Source organism: Nocardiopsis sp. TSRI0078, assembly GCF_001905145.1.
Lineage (GTDB): Bacteria > Actinomycetota > Actinomycetes > Streptosporangiales > Streptosporangiaceae > Nocardiopsis.
Genome location: NZ_LWLB01000006.1, coordinates 108,771 through 122,792, shown reverse-complemented (window position 1 = coordinate 122,792; position 14,022 = coordinate 108,771). Strand labels below are relative to the sequence as shown.

Sequence of the window (14,022 nt, the reverse complement as noted above, 5' to 3'; positions counted from 1 at the left end):
CCGGGAGCGCCGGCCCCGAGCCCGCCGCCCGGTCGGCGGAAGGGGGCACCGCGGCCGGCCCGGCCCCTCAGGTCGTGTAGTCGGCGTTGATCCGGATGTAGCCCTCGGTCAGGTCGCAGCCGTAGGCCGTGAAGGCGCCGTCGGCGATGCCCAGGCCGACGCTGATGACCACCTCGTCGCCCTTCATGTGCTGGGCGGCGCGCTCCAGCACCTCGTCCGTGGCCTCCGCGGGATAGGTCTCCACGTCGCCGAAGGCGATCCGCACGTTCTCGGGGAGGATGTCGGTCTCCTCCTCGCACTTGCCGACCGCCATCGTCACCCGGCCCCAGTTCGGGTCCGCGCCGTGCACGGCCGTCTTCACCAGCGGGGAGTTCACCACGGCCTTGGCGACCCGCTTGGCCTGGGCGTCGTCGCGCGCGCCCGTCACGCGCACCTCGATCAGCTTGCTGGCGCCCTCGCCGTCGGAGGCGATCATCCGCACCAGCTTCAGCGCCACCTCGTGCAGTGCCGCCTCGAAGGCGGCCGCGTCCACCGGGCCGGCCAGTCCGTTGGCGAACACCGCCGCCGAGTCGCTGGTGGAGGTGTCGGTGTCGATGCTCAGCGCGTTGAACGTGCGGTCCACCACCCGGCGAAAGAGCGCGTCCAGCTCCGGCTGCTCCAGTTCGGCGTCGGTGAAGAACCAGGCCAGCATGGTCGCCATGTTCGGCTCGATCATGCCGACGCCCTTGGCGATGCCCGTCACCGTCGCCCCGCCCACCCTCGCGGAGGCGGTCTTGGGCCGGGTGTCGGTCGTCATCATCGCCGCCGCCGCGCGGTCCAGGTCGGCCGGCGGGAACCCGGCGGGCAGCGAGTCCAGGTGGTCGCGCACCTTGTCCATCGGGTAGGGCTGGCCGATCACCCCGGTGGAGGCGACCAGCAACTCCTCGGGGGCCACGCCCGCCGCGCGCGCCACGCGCTCCTGCACCTCGCGGGCGTAGTCGTCGCCGATCCGGCCGGTGGCCACGTTGGCGTTGCGGGAGATCACCGTGACCCCCCGCGCGCGGCCGTCCGCCGCCGCACGGCGGCTGAGCAGCACACTGGGTCCGGCGAACCGGGACCGCGTGAACACGGCGGACACGTTGGCGGGGACCTCGGACACCACCGCGAAGAAGTCGTCCTTCGGGTCCTTGATCCCGATGTTTCCGGCCACGCCGCGGAAACCGGCGGGTACGGGGGTCTGGCTGCTCATCGTCCTCCCTCGGGGATTCTCGGGCGCCAGACTACTCCGCCGGGCGCTCGGCCCCTCATTACGGCTATGACCTGCGAGGGTTTCGTCCTGAACACTTGGCGAGCCCGTGTGACAACGACCTGGTAACGGGGTATCCGCCGGGGTGACAAGACCAGCCGGGGGGAGGCGTGTTGTGCGTGATGGTGACTGGTTGACGGAGACGGGGGCGCAGATCCGCGGCGTCCTGAAGGTGATGGTGGACGCCGGGTGGCTGCCGGGCGGCACGGCCGTCGTCGGTACCGGCGGCATGTGGGAGTTCGTCGCGGTCGGCCGGGTCGACGCGGAGCACGACACGGCTCCGGACGTGTCCTACGACGTGGCGAGCCTGACGAAGGTGATGGCGACCTGGCCGCTGGTCGGCCAGGCGATCGCCGAGGGGATCATGGACCTGGACGCCCCGATGTCCGAATACCTGGACGTGGACCACCTCCCCGGCGCCGAGGTGACCACACGGCAGATCCTCACCCACACCAGCAGACTCAACCCGGTGACCTGGCTGGAGAGGTACGCGGGTACCGAGCAGGACCTGGCCGAGGCGCTCCTCGCCGACCCGCTGGAGGAGCCCGGATACCGCTACATCGACCGGGGGTTCATCCTGCTCGGCCTGCTCCTGGAGCGCCTCTACGGCACCGGTCTGGACCGGTTGGCCCACGACCTGTGGGAGGAGCTGGGCATGCGGTCCACGACCTTCGGCCCCCTGGCGCGCTCACCCGGGGTCGCGCCCACCGAGCGCCGCCTGCCCGGCGCCGCGCCCGCCTGGGGCGTGGTGCACGACGAGTCGGCCGCGCTGATGGGCGGGGTGGCCGGGCACGCCGGGGCGTTCACCACCGCCATCGACCTCGGCGCGTTCGCCCGGGAGGTGCTGCGGCTGCACGACGGGGGCAGGGGTCCGGTGCCCTCCTCCTACGTGCGCATGAGCTGGCAGCCGCACGTGGACGCGGGCGCCCGGCTCTGGCGGGGCCTGGGCTGGCTGGTCACCCCGGAGGGGGTGGTCTACCACAACGGCTTCACGGGGACGAGCCTGTTCATGCACCCCGAGAGCGGCAGGTACGTGGGGATGCTCACCAACGCCGTGCACTACGGGCGCGACCGGACCGGCCTGGTGGACCTGCGGTCGGCGGCGCGGTCGGCGCTCACGCCCCAGGCACACGAGTCCTCGCCCTGAGCGGGGAGGACCGGCGCTCACACGCCGGAGGCGCCGCGGACCGCGTCCGCGAGGCCGCGCAGGAGCTCGGACAGCCCGGCGGGGCCGGCGACGACCAGGTCGGCGGCCTCGGCCACGGCGGCGACCTCGTCGGAGGACGAGCACACGGTCAGGCCCGCGACGCCCTGGGCGCGCAGCGCCACCACGGCGTCGAAGGCGGGCAGGTCGCCCAGGTCGTCACCGGCGTAGAGCACGGTACGGGGCCCGGTCTCGGCGACGAGCGCGGTGAGCGCGGCGCCCTTGTCCACACCCTGTGGGCGGAGTTCGACGACCATCCGGCCCGGCTCCACCTGCAGCTCCGCACGCCTGGCCAGCTCGCTCAGGGCGGGGGTGAGCAGGGCGAGGGCGTCGTCGGGGTCGGCGGTGCGCCGTGTGTGCACGGCCAGGGAGCGGCCCTTGTCCTCGATCCAGGTGCCCTCCGGAGCGTTCAGCTCCTCGAGCAGGCCGGGCAGCTCCTCGCGCACCACCTCCACCCCGGGCGGCGCGGGGGAGGCGACCACACGGCCGCCGACCCAGCGCTCGGCGCCGTAGTGGCCCAGCACGGTGATGCCCGGGACCCGGTCCAGCCCGCCCAGCCGCACCGCCGTCTCCGCGGGGCGGCCGGTGACCACCGCCACCGAACCGATCAGTCCGGCCAGGTCGGCGAGCCCGTCCACGATCCCCGGGTAGGGGGCGGACGTGCGCGGATCGTCCACGATGGGCGCGAGCGTGCCGTCGAAGTCGAAGGCGGCCAGCGTGCTCGCGGGTGCGTCCAGGAGGGCGTCGAGCGCGGTGCGTCCGGCGTCCGTGCCGGGCTGGGGCAAAGACATGGAGGACCTTTCCGGTGAGGCCGCGGGTGCGGACCGGGCGGGGCCGCCAGACTACCGACGTGCTCCCGCCCGGAGGGGACCCCTACCCGTGCGTGCGGCCCGTGTTTCACCGGAGGTCGCGTGATGTTCGGTACGCGCTCGCCCGCGGCGGGCGTCTCCGGGCGCACTCCGACGGACCCGTGCGGACTGGTCCCTCCCGCGGCCGGCCCGGATGCGGGCGGCTCCCACGGCCGGTTCGCCGGTGCCGCTCAGCGGGGGTGGCCCGGGCGGCACGCCGGTGCAAGCGGTTCACGCGCGGATGGTGTCGTCCTCCGGCGCCTGGTGGGTACGGATGACCGGGAAGGCGGGGAGCGATGAGGAGCTCAGAGCTGGATGCCCAGCTGGCGTGCGTTGCGTTGGCGGCGGCGGTCGGCGCGCAGGCGGCGCAGCCGCTTGACGGTCATCGGGTCGAAGGCGAGCGCCTCGGGGCGCTCCACCAGTCCGTTCAGCAGTTGGTAGTAGCGGGTCGCGGAGAACCCGAACTCGTCACGGATCGCCTGTTCCTTGGAACCCTCGAACTTCCACCACTGGCGCTCGAAGGCGAGGATGCGCTGTTCGCGTTCGGCGAGAGCCGACTGACCGTCCTCGGTCGGACCGATATTCGGCATGGGACACCCCCTGGACGGGAAATTGGTTTGTCCGGATCGGCCCGACTCATGCTAGCGACTCGACATGCCGGATGCGGAGCCGAGAGCGCAGGACTGGCACCAGGGATACAGTTACGTTTCCTACCCCCAAGCCACTTGTCCACGCCTGAAACCTGTGCTCATGACAGAATTGCGGGGGTCCGTGGGGCCGCGTGGAACGTCGACCGCATCGTTCGAGGGAGCCTGACGTGCTCGGGGGCAACAGCCGTAACAGGACACACACACGCCACACCCGTGGCGGGACCGCCGCGGCCTGGGCGGCCGGCACCACCGCCACCGCGGTCGTCCTCGGCCTGGCGGCGGCTCCGGCCTCGGCCGACCTGGTGCCCGACTTCCGGCCCGAGCAGTGGGGACTGCAGTCCATCGCCGCCCAGGAACTGTGGGAGGACACCCAGGGCCAGGGCGTCACGATCGCGCTCCCCGGAGCCTCCGTCAACGAGGAGCACCCGGACCTGGTCGACAACGTCCGGCTGGTCACGGAGTTCGGCGCCAACGACGGCGACGTCGGGGCGGGCAACGCCACGGCCGCCCTGGCCGCGGCCCACGGGCACGGTCTGGACGCCGACGGCGGCGTGCTCGGTGTGGCGCCCGAGGCCTCCCTGCTCGTGCTGCCCACCGGGGACCGGATGCCAGAGGCCGTGCGCTTCGCCTCACAGGAGGACGCCCAGGTCATCCTGCTGCCCGAGACCGGCGGGGCCGCCGACCTGACCGACGCCACCCAGGAGGCGGTCGACAACGGCTCGCTGGTCGTCGGGCCGGCCGGGGGCCAGGAGGACCCCAACGTGCTCACCGTCGCCGGGACGGACGAGAACGGCGAACTCGTCCCGGACTCCCCCGAGACCGGGTCGGTCATGCTGACCGCCCCCGGCGCGGACCTGACGACCGCGAACGCGGAGGTGGGCCAGACCGAGGTGACCGGCGCCCCCTACGCCGCCGCCATGGTCGCCGGCGCCGCCGCCCTGCTGCGCTCCGACCACCCGCACCTGCGCCCCGACCAGATCCGTGACGCGCTCGTGGAGGGCTCCCGCTCGGGGCCCGAGGGCCTGCCCGCCCTGCACGTGCCCTCCGCGCAGGAGCAGGCCACCAGCGCTGCCCAGAGCGACCCGATGATCGACCAGGACCTCGTCGACGAGGGCGGGCCGGCGGGGGCCGTGCCGGTGTGGGCGTGGTTCGCCGCCGTCGGCGCCGTCCTGCTCCTCGGCGTCCTCCTGGTGGTCCTGTGGGTGCGCCGCTCCACCGCCGACCCCTACGGCGTGGAGGCCGAGCGCCAGGAGGAGGACGAGAGGATCGCCGCCGAGCGCGCCGCCGAGGCCCCGCCCGCCAGCCGGCGCAAGAAGGGCGGTCGCCGCCGCAGGACCCGGGGCAGGTAGACCGGGCCGAGGTCGAACGCCGCCGCGGTCCCCCGCCCGGGGCGGGCCCGGGAGAAGGCGGGGAAGGCACTGGTGTCCGGCCCCGGCGCACGGATAGCGTCGTCGCGACCGGGCGCCGCCGCCCCCGCGCGCCCCGACCGGAAGCGGAGCGCGCATGGGACGAACGGCCGACGGCAGCGCCGGCGACGCCGACTACGGGGCCATCTCCCGTACCTACACCGACCACCGCCGTCCCGACCCGAGGATCGCGGCCGCGGTGCACGCGGCCCTCGGCGACGCGCGCACGGTCCTCAACATCGGCGCCGGCGCGGGATCCTACGAGCCCCTCGACCGGGAGGTCACCCCGGTGGAGCCCTCCGCCGGCATGCGCGCCAAGCGGCCGGACGCACTGCCCGCGGCGGTCGACGCCACCGCCGAGAGCCTGCCCTTCCCCGACCGGTCCTTCGACGCCGCCATGACCACGTTCAGCGTCCACCAGTGGCGCGACCCCGCGGCGGGCCTGGCCGAGGCCCGGCGGGTCACCACAGGGCCCGTCGCGGTGCTGACCTGCGATCCGGACCTGGTGCGCGACTTCTGGCTCAACGAGTACGCGCCCGAGGTCCTGGACACCGAGGCCCGGCGCTACCCCGCCGTCGGCGACGTGGCCGCGGGCCTGGGCGGTACCGCCACCGTCGTACCGCTCCCCGTGCCCCTGGACTGCTCCGACGGGTTCAACGAGGCCTACTACGGCAGGCCGGAGGGGCTCCTGGAGGAGGGCGCACGCCTGTCGTGCTCGGCGTGGAGCCTCGTGGACGAGGCGGTGCACGAGCGCTTCACCGCGCACCTGTCCCGCGACCTGGCCGACGGCACCTGGGACCGCCGCTTCGGGCACCTGCGCGAACTGCCCGCGCTGGAGGGCTCACTGATCCTGGTGGTCTCGGTCCCCGAGTAGGGCCCGCCCTCGAACCGGCTCTTTTCGCCCCTGGGGGTTGTCCGGGCGCTCGCGGGGCCTCGGAGGTGGCGCGGACGGGTGCGCGGGGAGACGGGCGGCTTCGCCGTAGGCGCCGGGGTTTTCCGCTCCTGGGGCGCCCGGACACGGACCGGAGCGAGGCGGAAAGGCCCTGAGGAACACCGGCCGGCGCGTCGGCCGCGCCTGCCGTACGGCGGGCCCGCGGCCGGAACCGGACACGGTGCGTGGTCGCCGCACGTCACGGGCGCTCCACGAACAGTCATGTTACGGGCGCACGTGCATATGTAAGGAACGGCGGACGGTCTTGACGCGGGCACGCACGGGGGACAAGGCTTTGGAGAATGTCACCCCTTGAAGTGTCCTCCCTGCCCTCACGAGGTGAGCCGCGGACCGGAACCGCACCCGAGTTCCGCAACCTCGTCGACGGACGCGTCCGCCTCGTCGAGTACGACACCAAGTGGCCCTACCTCTTCGAACGCGAGGCCGGAAGGGTCCGTGCCGCCCTCGGTGACCGCGTCCTGCTCTTCGAACACGTCGGTTCCACCGCGGTGCCCGGCCTCATCGCCAAACCCTGCGTCGACCTCCTGCTGGTCGTCGCCGACTCCTCGGACGAGCCCGCCTACATGCCCGACCTCGAGGCCGCCGGCTACTCCCTCGTGATCAGGGAGCCCGACTGGTACGAGCACCGCGTGTTCAAGGGCTCCGAGGTCAACCTCAACCTGCACGTGTTCGGCGAGGGCTGTGAAGAGGCGGAGCGGATGCGCCGCTTCCGGGACCTCCTCATCGACGACGCCGACGCGCGCGAGCGCTACGCCGCGGTCAAACGCGAACTGGCCGGACGCACCTGGGAACGCATCCAGGACTACGCCGACGCCAAGTCCGACATCGTGGGGCGGCTCCTGGCCGAGGCCGACGGGAGGGACGCCGGGCAGGACACGGCCGGGGACTGACCCCCGCGGCGGCCGGGGTGCGTGCCGGGTCCCGGGACGGGCGGGCGCGCCCCGCCCCCGGACCCGTGTGCCGGGCCGCGCGGACCCGGATCCGACCGCACCGGTCCCGAGGGGCCCCGAGCGCGCCGGGCCGGATCAGCCCAGCGAGCGCAGCTGGTCCTGGAACCACCGCCGCGGCGGCAGCGCGACCGCCGCCTCCGCCAGGCGCTCCCTGCGCTCGCGCCGCTCCTCCTCCGGCATCGACAGCGCCCTGTGCAGCGCCTCCGCGGTCTCCACGGTGTCGTAGGGGTTGACCAGCAGCGCGTGCTCGCCCAGCTCGTCCGCGGCGCCCGCCTCGCGCGAGAGCACCAGCACCGAGTCCCGCTCCGACAGCACCGGGCCCTCCTTGGCCACCAGGTTCATGCCGTCCCGGATCGGGTTCACCAGCAGCACGTCGGCCATCTGGAAGGACGCCAGCGAACGCGGGTAGTCGTCGTTGACCTCCAGGATCAGCGGGGTCCACTCGGCGGTCGCGAACTCCGCGTTGATCTCCTTGGCGGTCCGCAGCACCGCGTCGGTGTACTCGCGGTACTCCGGCACGTCCCCCCGGCTCGGGTAGGCGAACGCCAGGTGCGTCACCCGGCCCCGCCACTCCGGATGGGCGGTCAGCAGCTCCCGGTACGCCTCCAGGCCGCGCACGATGTTCTTGGACAGCTCCGTGCGGTCCACCCGCACGATGAGCCTGGTGTCGCCGACGGCCTCCCGCAGGGTGTCCCGGCGCTCGGCCACGGCCGGTTCGGCGGCGCTCTCGCGCAGCACCTCCGCGTCCGCGCCCAGGGCGTGCACGCCCACCCCGACGATCCGGCCGCCGTACTCCACGGTGCGGTTCTGGAAGTCCACGTCCGCGCGCAGGATGTCCGCGCAGCAGCGCAGGAACGCGTCCGCCCACCGGGGGCTCAGGAAGCCCAGCCGGTCCGCGCCCAGCATGCCCTCCAGAAGGTCGCGCGCGACCTGCCCGGGCAGCATCCGGAAGTACTCCGGGGGCGCCCACGGGGTGTGCGAGAAGTGCGCGATCCGCAGGTCGGGGCGGCGGGTGCGCAGGATGCGCGGCACCAGTGCCAGGTGGTAGTCCTGCACGGCCACGCGGGCGCCCTCGGCCGCGCCGGTCACCAGGGCCTCGGCGAACGCGTTGTTGTAGGCGGTGTAGTCCTCCCACATCCGCCGGAAGTGCGAGCCGAAGGAGGGCTTGTTGGGGGTGTCGTACAGCATGTGCTGCACGAACCACAGGGTCGAGTTGGCCACCCCGGTGTAGGCGCCGTCGAAGGTCCGCTGAGGGATGTCGAGCATGTGGACCCGCATGCCGCCCAGGTCGTGGACGCGGTCCAGGCGCGCCTGCGGCGCCTCCTCCGCGGCCCGCCGGTCGGCGTCCGACAGCGCGGCGCACACCCAGATGCTGTCGATCTCGGTGGCCACCGAGATCATCCCCGAGACCAGGCCGCCTCCACCGCGCCGGTGCTCCAGGGAGCCGTCGTCGGCGGTCGAGAAGGACACGGGTCCCCTGTTGGAGGCGATGAGGATCTGTGCCTTGTCCACGTGGTCGTCCTCTCGGATGGTACGGCTGGGCTCGGGCGGGGTCGGGCGGGGCACGCCCGGCGCGGGGCGCACCCTAGGTCTCGCCTGTCGACACCCGCCCCAAACCCGTCGCAGGCCAACCGGGGCACACGTCACAGACGCGAGGCACCGCACGTGTGTCCGGACCCTCCCGACCGGGGCCGTCTCACCATGTGAGTCCGTTCGTGTTGTACAGGTCACCAGGCATGGAAAACCGGTCAACGGGTCCGTTACAGTGACGGTGCGGATCCGCCAGGACCCGCCCACAACTTCATATTGCTCATCCAGAGGGGTGGAGGGACCGGCCCTGCGAAGCCCCGGCAACCATCCCAGCGTGCGACGCTCGCGAACCCGCGAGGCAGCTGGGGCAGGTGCCAACTCCGGCCTGGGGACAAGGTGTCCGCCAGGAAAGATGAGGGGAGACGCCTCGCCATGGCGATTGCCGCCACCGAACCCACCTCCGTCCGCTCCTTCGGACCCGGTACCGCGCTCTCCTGTCGCGAGTGCGGCGAGCGCTACGAGCTCACCCCCCGGTTCGCCTGTGAGGCCTGCTTCGGCCCCCTGGAGGTCGCCTACGACTTCCAGGCCGTGACCCGCGCGGACATCGAGAGCGGCCCCAAGAGCATCTGGCGCTACCGCTCCCTGCTCCCCGTCCCGGCCAACGTCGCCGAGCTGCCCAACATGGCCCCCGGCCTGACCCCGCTGGTGAGGGCCGACCGCCTCGCCGCCGAGCTGGGCCTGGACTCCCTCCACGTCAAGGACGACTCCGGCAACCCCACGCACTCCTTCAAGGACCGCGTGGTCGCCATCGCCGTGGAGGCCGCGCGCACCTTCGGGTTCACCACCCTGTCCTGCTCCTCCACCGGCAACCTGGCCGGCGCGGTCGGCGCCGCCGCCGCGCGCGCCGGGTTCGAGTCCTGCGTGTTCATCCCCGCGGGGCTGGAGGAGGCCAAGGTGGTCATGGCCGCCGTCTACGGCGGCAAGGTCGTGGCCATCGACGGCAACTACGACGACGTCAACCGCTTCTGCTCCGAGCTCATCGGCGACCCGGTCGGCGAGGGCTGGGGCTTCGTCAACGTGAACCTGCGCCCCTACTACGGCGAGGGCTCCAAGACGCTGGCCTACGAGATCGCCGAGCAGCTCGGCTGGCGCCTGCCCGAGCAGATCGTCATCCCGATCGCGTCCGGCTCCCAGCTCACCAAGATCGACAAGGGCTTCCAGGAGCTCGTCAAGCTCGGCCTGGTGGAGGACCGCCCGTACAGGATCTTCGGCGCCCAGGCCACGGGCTGCTCCCCGGTGGCGCAGGCCTGGGAGAAGGGCATCGACGTCATCCAGCCGGTCAAGCCCGACACCATCGCCAAGTCGCTGGCCATCGGCAACCCGGCCGACGGCCCGTACGTGCTGGACATCGCCCAGCGCACGGGCGGTTCGGTGGAGCACGTGGGCGACGACGAGGTCGTCGACTCCATCAAGCTCCTCGCCCGCACCGAGGGCATCTTCGCCGAGACCGCGGGCGGCGTCACCACCGGTGTCCTGCGCAAGCTGGTCCGCGAGGGCAGGCTCGACCCCAAGGCCGAGACCGTGGTGCTCAACACCGGTGACGGGCTCAAGACCCTGAACGCCGTCGACGCCGGGGTGACCGCCACCATCAAGCCGTCCCTGAGCGCCTTCACCGGCGCCGGCCTCGCCTAGGGCGGACCGTACAGAACCCGGTTCCACCGGTCGGCCGGCGAATCCGGCCCGCCGCCGCCCGGACCGGCCAGCAGCTCCGCAGTCTCCCACCAGAAGGAAGTCCGCCATGACCGCCAGCGTCCGCGTGCCCACCATCCTGCGCACCTACACCGACGACGCCGCCGAGGTGACCGCCAAGGGCGGCACCCTCGCCGAGGTCCTCGACGACCTGGAGGCCAACCACCCCGGCATCCGCGCCCGCATCCTCGACGACAACGGCAAGGTGCGCCGCTTCGTCAACGTCTACGTCGGCGACGAGGACGTGCGCTTCGAGAAGGGCCTGCAGACCGAGATCGCCGACGGCGCCAAGATCTCCATCATCCCGGCGGTCGCCGGGGGCTGATGAGCCCCGCATGCCCGTGCGAGGGGCGGCTCCGGTCCCGGAAGGGGGCGCGGGGCCGCCCCTCCTCCGTCCGCCGAGGGTCCCGTGCGGTCCGGACCCGTGGTCCCTGGCGTGTGCCCGTGGGTGCCCGGATCCGGCCGCCCGCCGCCCGGTACCTCCGGAGGCCGCGGCGGTGGCCGCCCGGGCAGGCGCACCGGTGCGCCCCGCCGATCCTCGTAGGCTGGTGGGATCTGCGGTTGAACGAGGGTGGAGATGTCGGCGACGCGGCTGTTGGTCCTGGGTGTGGTGCGCATGGAGGGGCAGGCCCACGGGTACCGGGTGGGCCGTGCGCTCCTGTCCTGGGGCGCCGAGGAGTGGGCCAACGTCAAGTGGGGTTCCATCTACCACGCCCTGCGCAAGCTCTCCCAGGAGGGCAAGCTGCGCGAGTTCGTCGCCGAGGGCGACGAGGTGGTCGACCGCACCTCCTACGCGATCACCGAGGACGGCGTCGAGGAGATCCACCGCCTCCTGCGCCGCGGGCTGACCCGCAGGGACGACCCCGCGATGCTGTTCGCGGCCATCACCCTGATGACCTCGCTGCCGCGCGCCGAGGCCGTCGACCTGCTGCGCCGGCGGCTGGAGCTGCTGGAGAAGACCAGCGGTGACCTGCTCCCCTCCGAGGACTGGGGCGAGCCGGGGCACGTGCGCGAGCTGTTCCGCCTGTGGAGGGGCACGATCGAGGCCGACGTCCGGTGGACGCGCGAGCTCATCGCCTCCCTGCGGGCCGGTGAGTACACCATGGCCGACGACGGCCCCGACGCCTTCGGGCTGCCGCCGGCGGAGCCCTGAGGGGCGTCCGCCGGACGGCCCCGGGCCGCTGACCGGCGAGGGAACCCGTCCGCGCGCGGGCGGACCGGAGGCTACTCTTATTAAAGTTTGAATATCCCCTCCGCGTGGTGCACACTCATTCCGTGTTCAAGTTTGAATAGGAAGGGGAGTGGATGATCCACACACGTGGGCTGACCCGGAACTTCCGGGTCGGCAAGGAGGTCGTCGAGGCCGTCCGCGGTGTCGACATCGACGTCGCGGAGGGCGAACTCGTCGCCCTGCTCGGGCCCAACGGGGCCGGGAAGTCCACCACGCTGCGCATGCTCACGACACTGCTGGAGCCCACCTCGGGAACGGCCGTGGTGGCCGGGCACGACGTCCGCGCCGACCCCGCGAAGGTGCGGCGGGGGATCGGCTTCGTCGGCCAGGGCCACGGCGCCGGGGACGACCAGCGGGCGGGGGAGGAGCTGTACACGCAGGGGCTGCTGTACGGGCTCGACCGGCGCACCGCGCGCCGCCGCGCGGACGAGCTGCTCGACCTGCTGGAGCTGGGCGGCGCCGCCGACCGCGAGGCCGCCAAGCTCTCCGGCGGCCAGCGCCGGCGGCTCGACATCGCGATGGGGCTCATCCACGAACCCGGACTGCTGTTCCTGGACGAGCCCTCCACCGGACTCGACCCGCACAGCCGCGCCAACCTGTGGGAGCACATCACCAGGCTGCGCGAGCGGCTGGGCACCACGGTCGTGCTCACCACCCACTACCTCGACGAGGCCGACGACATGGCCGAGCGGGTCCTGGTCATCGACCACGGCAGGGTCATCGCCGACGGCACCGCCGACGAGCTCAAGGGCAGGGTCTCCGGGGACCTGGTCACCTTCGCGGTGCCGGACGAGGAGCACGCGCGCACCGGCGCCGGGGTCGCCGAGCGGACGCTCACCTCCGGGGCGGCGGAGGTCGTCACGGCGGTGGGGCGCGACCCCGAGGTGCGCCTGCGGGTGGAGCGCGGGGACGCGGTGCTGCCCGAGCTGCTGCGCGCGCTGGACTCCGCCGGAGTCCCACTGCTCACGGTCAGGGTGCAGCGGCCCACCCTGGACGACGTGTTCCTGACCCTGACCGGCCGCAGCCTGCGGGAGGAGGAGGCGTGAGCGTTCACGAGGGGACCGGAGGGTCCGTGGAGACGGCCGGGAGGGCCTGGCGGGGGCCGAGCCTCCTGCGCGACACCGCGACCGTCTTCTCCCGCCAGATGCGGCCGATCCTGCACAGGCCGCTGATGCTGTGCTTCGGGATGCTGCAGCCGGTGCTGTACCTGGTGCTGTTCGCGCCCCTGCTGACGGGGCTGGCCGGAGCCCGGGGCGAGAGCCCGTGGCAGTGGTTCGTCCCCGGACTGCTGGTCATGCTGGCCCTGTTCACGGCCGGGTTCTCCGGGTTCGCGCTGCTGCCGGAGATGGCCTCCGGGGCGCACGAGAGGCTGCTGGCCACCCCGGTGAGCCGGGTGTCGCTGCTGCTCGGCCGGGTGTTGCGCGACGTGGCGACCATGCTGCTCCAGATGGTGCTCGTCATCGTGATGGTGATCCCGTTCGGGTTCCGCGTCTCGGCCGCGGGCGCGGTCGTGGGACTGCTCCTGCTCGCGGTCCTGGGGACCGGGCTGGCCACACTGTCGTACCTGACGGCCATGGCGGTGAGGCAGACGTACGTGTTCGCGCCGATCCTGCAGACGGTGATCATGCCGCTGATGCTGCTGTCCGGCGTGCTGCTGCCGATGGAACTGGCGCCCTCGTGGCTGTACGCGCTCTCGCGCGCCAACCCGGTGGCGTACGTGGTGGACGCCGAGCGGGCGCTGTTCGCCGGTGAGTGGGGCGCCCCGGTCGCGATCGGCTGGGCGGTGGCGGCCGTGCTGGCCGTCGCGGCGCTGACGGTGGGCTCGCGGGCGATGCGCCGCCTCAGCTCCTGATCCCGGCTCCGGACCCCGGCCCGGGGCCGTCGACACGCGGTGCCGAGGGGAGGCCGGCGGGGAGCCCGTCGGCCTCCCCGCCGGGCGGATTCGGCCCGGTTCTCCCGGTCCGCTGTCCGCTGAGCGCGGAAAACCGGGGTTCCATGTGGTGTTCGTGCAGGTAGATGCTGGAATGGGTGCGGGGGAAATCGTGACCACATCGTTTGCACTCTCGGGGGTCGAGTGCTAAAAATGGATCTGGTTAGCACTCGCCTTCACTGAGTGCTAACCGGAGCGAGGCTGCGAGACCGCGGTGTCCGGCAGCAGGGTTGCCGGGAGTTCCGCGGTCGTCCGTCGCGGGCGCACGCCTCGTCCCATCGCGTATC

General features: G+C 72.9%; 13 protein-coding genes and 1 riboswitch. Of the genes, 9 read left to right on the top strand and 4 right to left on the bottom strand.

What is annotated here, in order from left to right; all coding sequences use genetic code 11:
- Positions 1-67: 67 nt before the first annotated feature.
- Entirely contained in the window at positions 68-1,228 is a 1,161-nt protein-coding gene (gene argJ / locus A6A08_RS07825) for a bifunctional glutamate N-acetyltransferase/amino-acid acetyltransferase ArgJ (RefSeq protein ID WP_073701872.1), read from the bottom strand.
- Between the two features lie 172 nt (positions 1,229-1,400).
- Here argJ and A6A08_RS07820 point away from each other — a divergent pair, with 172 nt between their 5' ends.
- Positions 1,401-2,432 (top strand): serine hydrolase, encoded by a 1,032-nt coding sequence (locus tag A6A08_RS07820; protein ID WP_073701871.1) that lies wholly within the window; start codon positions 1,401-1,403, stop codon positions 2,430-2,432.
- Positions 2,433-2,449: 17 nt separating this feature from the next.
- Here A6A08_RS07820 and otsB read toward each other — a convergent pair whose 3' ends face one another.
- Both otsB and A6A08_RS07810 read right to left on the bottom strand, forming a co-directional pair.
- The gene (gene otsB / locus A6A08_RS07815; protein WP_073701870.1) at positions 2,450-3,280 is read right to left on the bottom strand and encodes a trehalose-phosphatase; all 831 of its coding nucleotides are present in this window, start codon (positions 3,278-3,280) and stop codon (positions 2,450-2,452) included.
- Positions 3,281-3,642: 362 nt separating this feature from the next.
- The gene (locus tag A6A08_RS07810) at positions 3,643-3,927 is read right to left on the bottom strand and encodes a DUF3263 domain-containing protein (RefSeq protein WP_013155209.1); all 285 of its coding nucleotides are present in this window, start codon (positions 3,925-3,927) and stop codon (positions 3,643-3,645) included.
- A 227-nt stretch (positions 3,928-4,154) separates the two neighbouring features.
- On the opposite strand from A6A08_RS07810, the gene A6A08_RS07805 reads away from it, so the two are divergent.
- The 3 genes from A6A08_RS07805 (at position 4,155) to A6A08_RS07795 (ending at position 7,235) form a co-directional block, all read left to right on the top strand.
- Positions 4,155-5,336: a S8 family serine peptidase gene (locus tag A6A08_RS07805; protein ID WP_073701869.1), complete on the top strand. Its 1,182-nt coding sequence runs from the start codon at positions 4,155-4,157 to the stop codon at positions 5,334-5,336.
- A 154-nt stretch (positions 5,337-5,490) separates the two neighbouring features.
- On the top strand, positions 5,491-6,267 hold the full coding sequence (locus A6A08_RS07800) for a class I SAM-dependent methyltransferase (RefSeq protein WP_073701868.1): 777 nt from the start codon (positions 5,491-5,493) through the stop codon (positions 6,265-6,267).
- Positions 6,268-6,626: 359 nt separating this feature from the next.
- Positions 6,627-7,235, top strand: coding sequence for a GrpB family protein (locus A6A08_RS07795; protein ID WP_073701867.1), 609 nt, complete (start codon positions 6,627-6,629; stop codon positions 7,233-7,235).
- 135 nt (positions 7,236-7,370) lie between these two features.
- On the opposite strand, the gene A6A08_RS07790 is transcribed toward A6A08_RS07795, so the two are convergent.
- A complete protein-coding gene (locus tag A6A08_RS07790; protein ID WP_073701866.1) occupies positions 7,371-8,807 on the bottom strand; it encodes a trehalose-6-phosphate synthase in 1,437 nt (478 codons plus the stop codon).
- 295 nt (positions 8,808-9,102) lie between these two features.
- A riboswitch (SAM riboswitch) is annotated at positions 9,103-9,244 on the top strand.
- 13 nt (positions 9,245-9,257) lie between these two features.
- On the opposite strand from A6A08_RS07790, the gene thrC reads away from it, so the two are divergent.
- The 5 genes from thrC (at position 9,258) to A6A08_RS07765 (ending at position 13,657) form a co-directional block, all read left to right on the top strand.
- Entirely contained in the window at positions 9,258-10,517 is a 1,260-nt protein-coding gene (gene thrC, locus A6A08_RS07785; protein ID WP_073701865.1) for a threonine synthase, read from the top strand.
- Positions 10,518-10,623: 106 nt separating this feature from the next.
- Positions 10,624-10,899 (top strand): ubiquitin-like small modifier protein 1, encoded by a 276-nt coding sequence (locus A6A08_RS07780; protein ID WP_073701864.1) that lies wholly within the window; start codon positions 10,624-10,626, stop codon positions 10,897-10,899.
- A gap of 252 nt (positions 10,900-11,151) precedes the next feature.
- Entirely contained in the window at positions 11,152-11,727 is a 576-nt protein-coding gene (locus A6A08_RS07775; protein WP_073701863.1) for a PadR family transcriptional regulator, read from the top strand.
- A 152-nt stretch (positions 11,728-11,879) separates the two neighbouring features.
- Complete coding sequence (locus A6A08_RS07770; protein WP_073701862.1) at positions 11,880-12,851, top strand: ATP-binding cassette domain-containing protein; 972 nt, start codon at positions 11,880-11,882, stop codon at positions 12,849-12,851.
- Positions 12,848-13,657, top strand: a complete 810-nt coding sequence (locus tag A6A08_RS07765) for an ABC transporter permease (protein ID WP_073701861.1) — start codon at positions 12,848-12,850, stop codon at positions 13,655-13,657. The genes A6A08_RS07770 and A6A08_RS07765 overlap by 4 nt, the downstream gene beginning before the upstream one ends.
- Positions 13,658-14,022 lie beyond the last annotated feature (365 nt).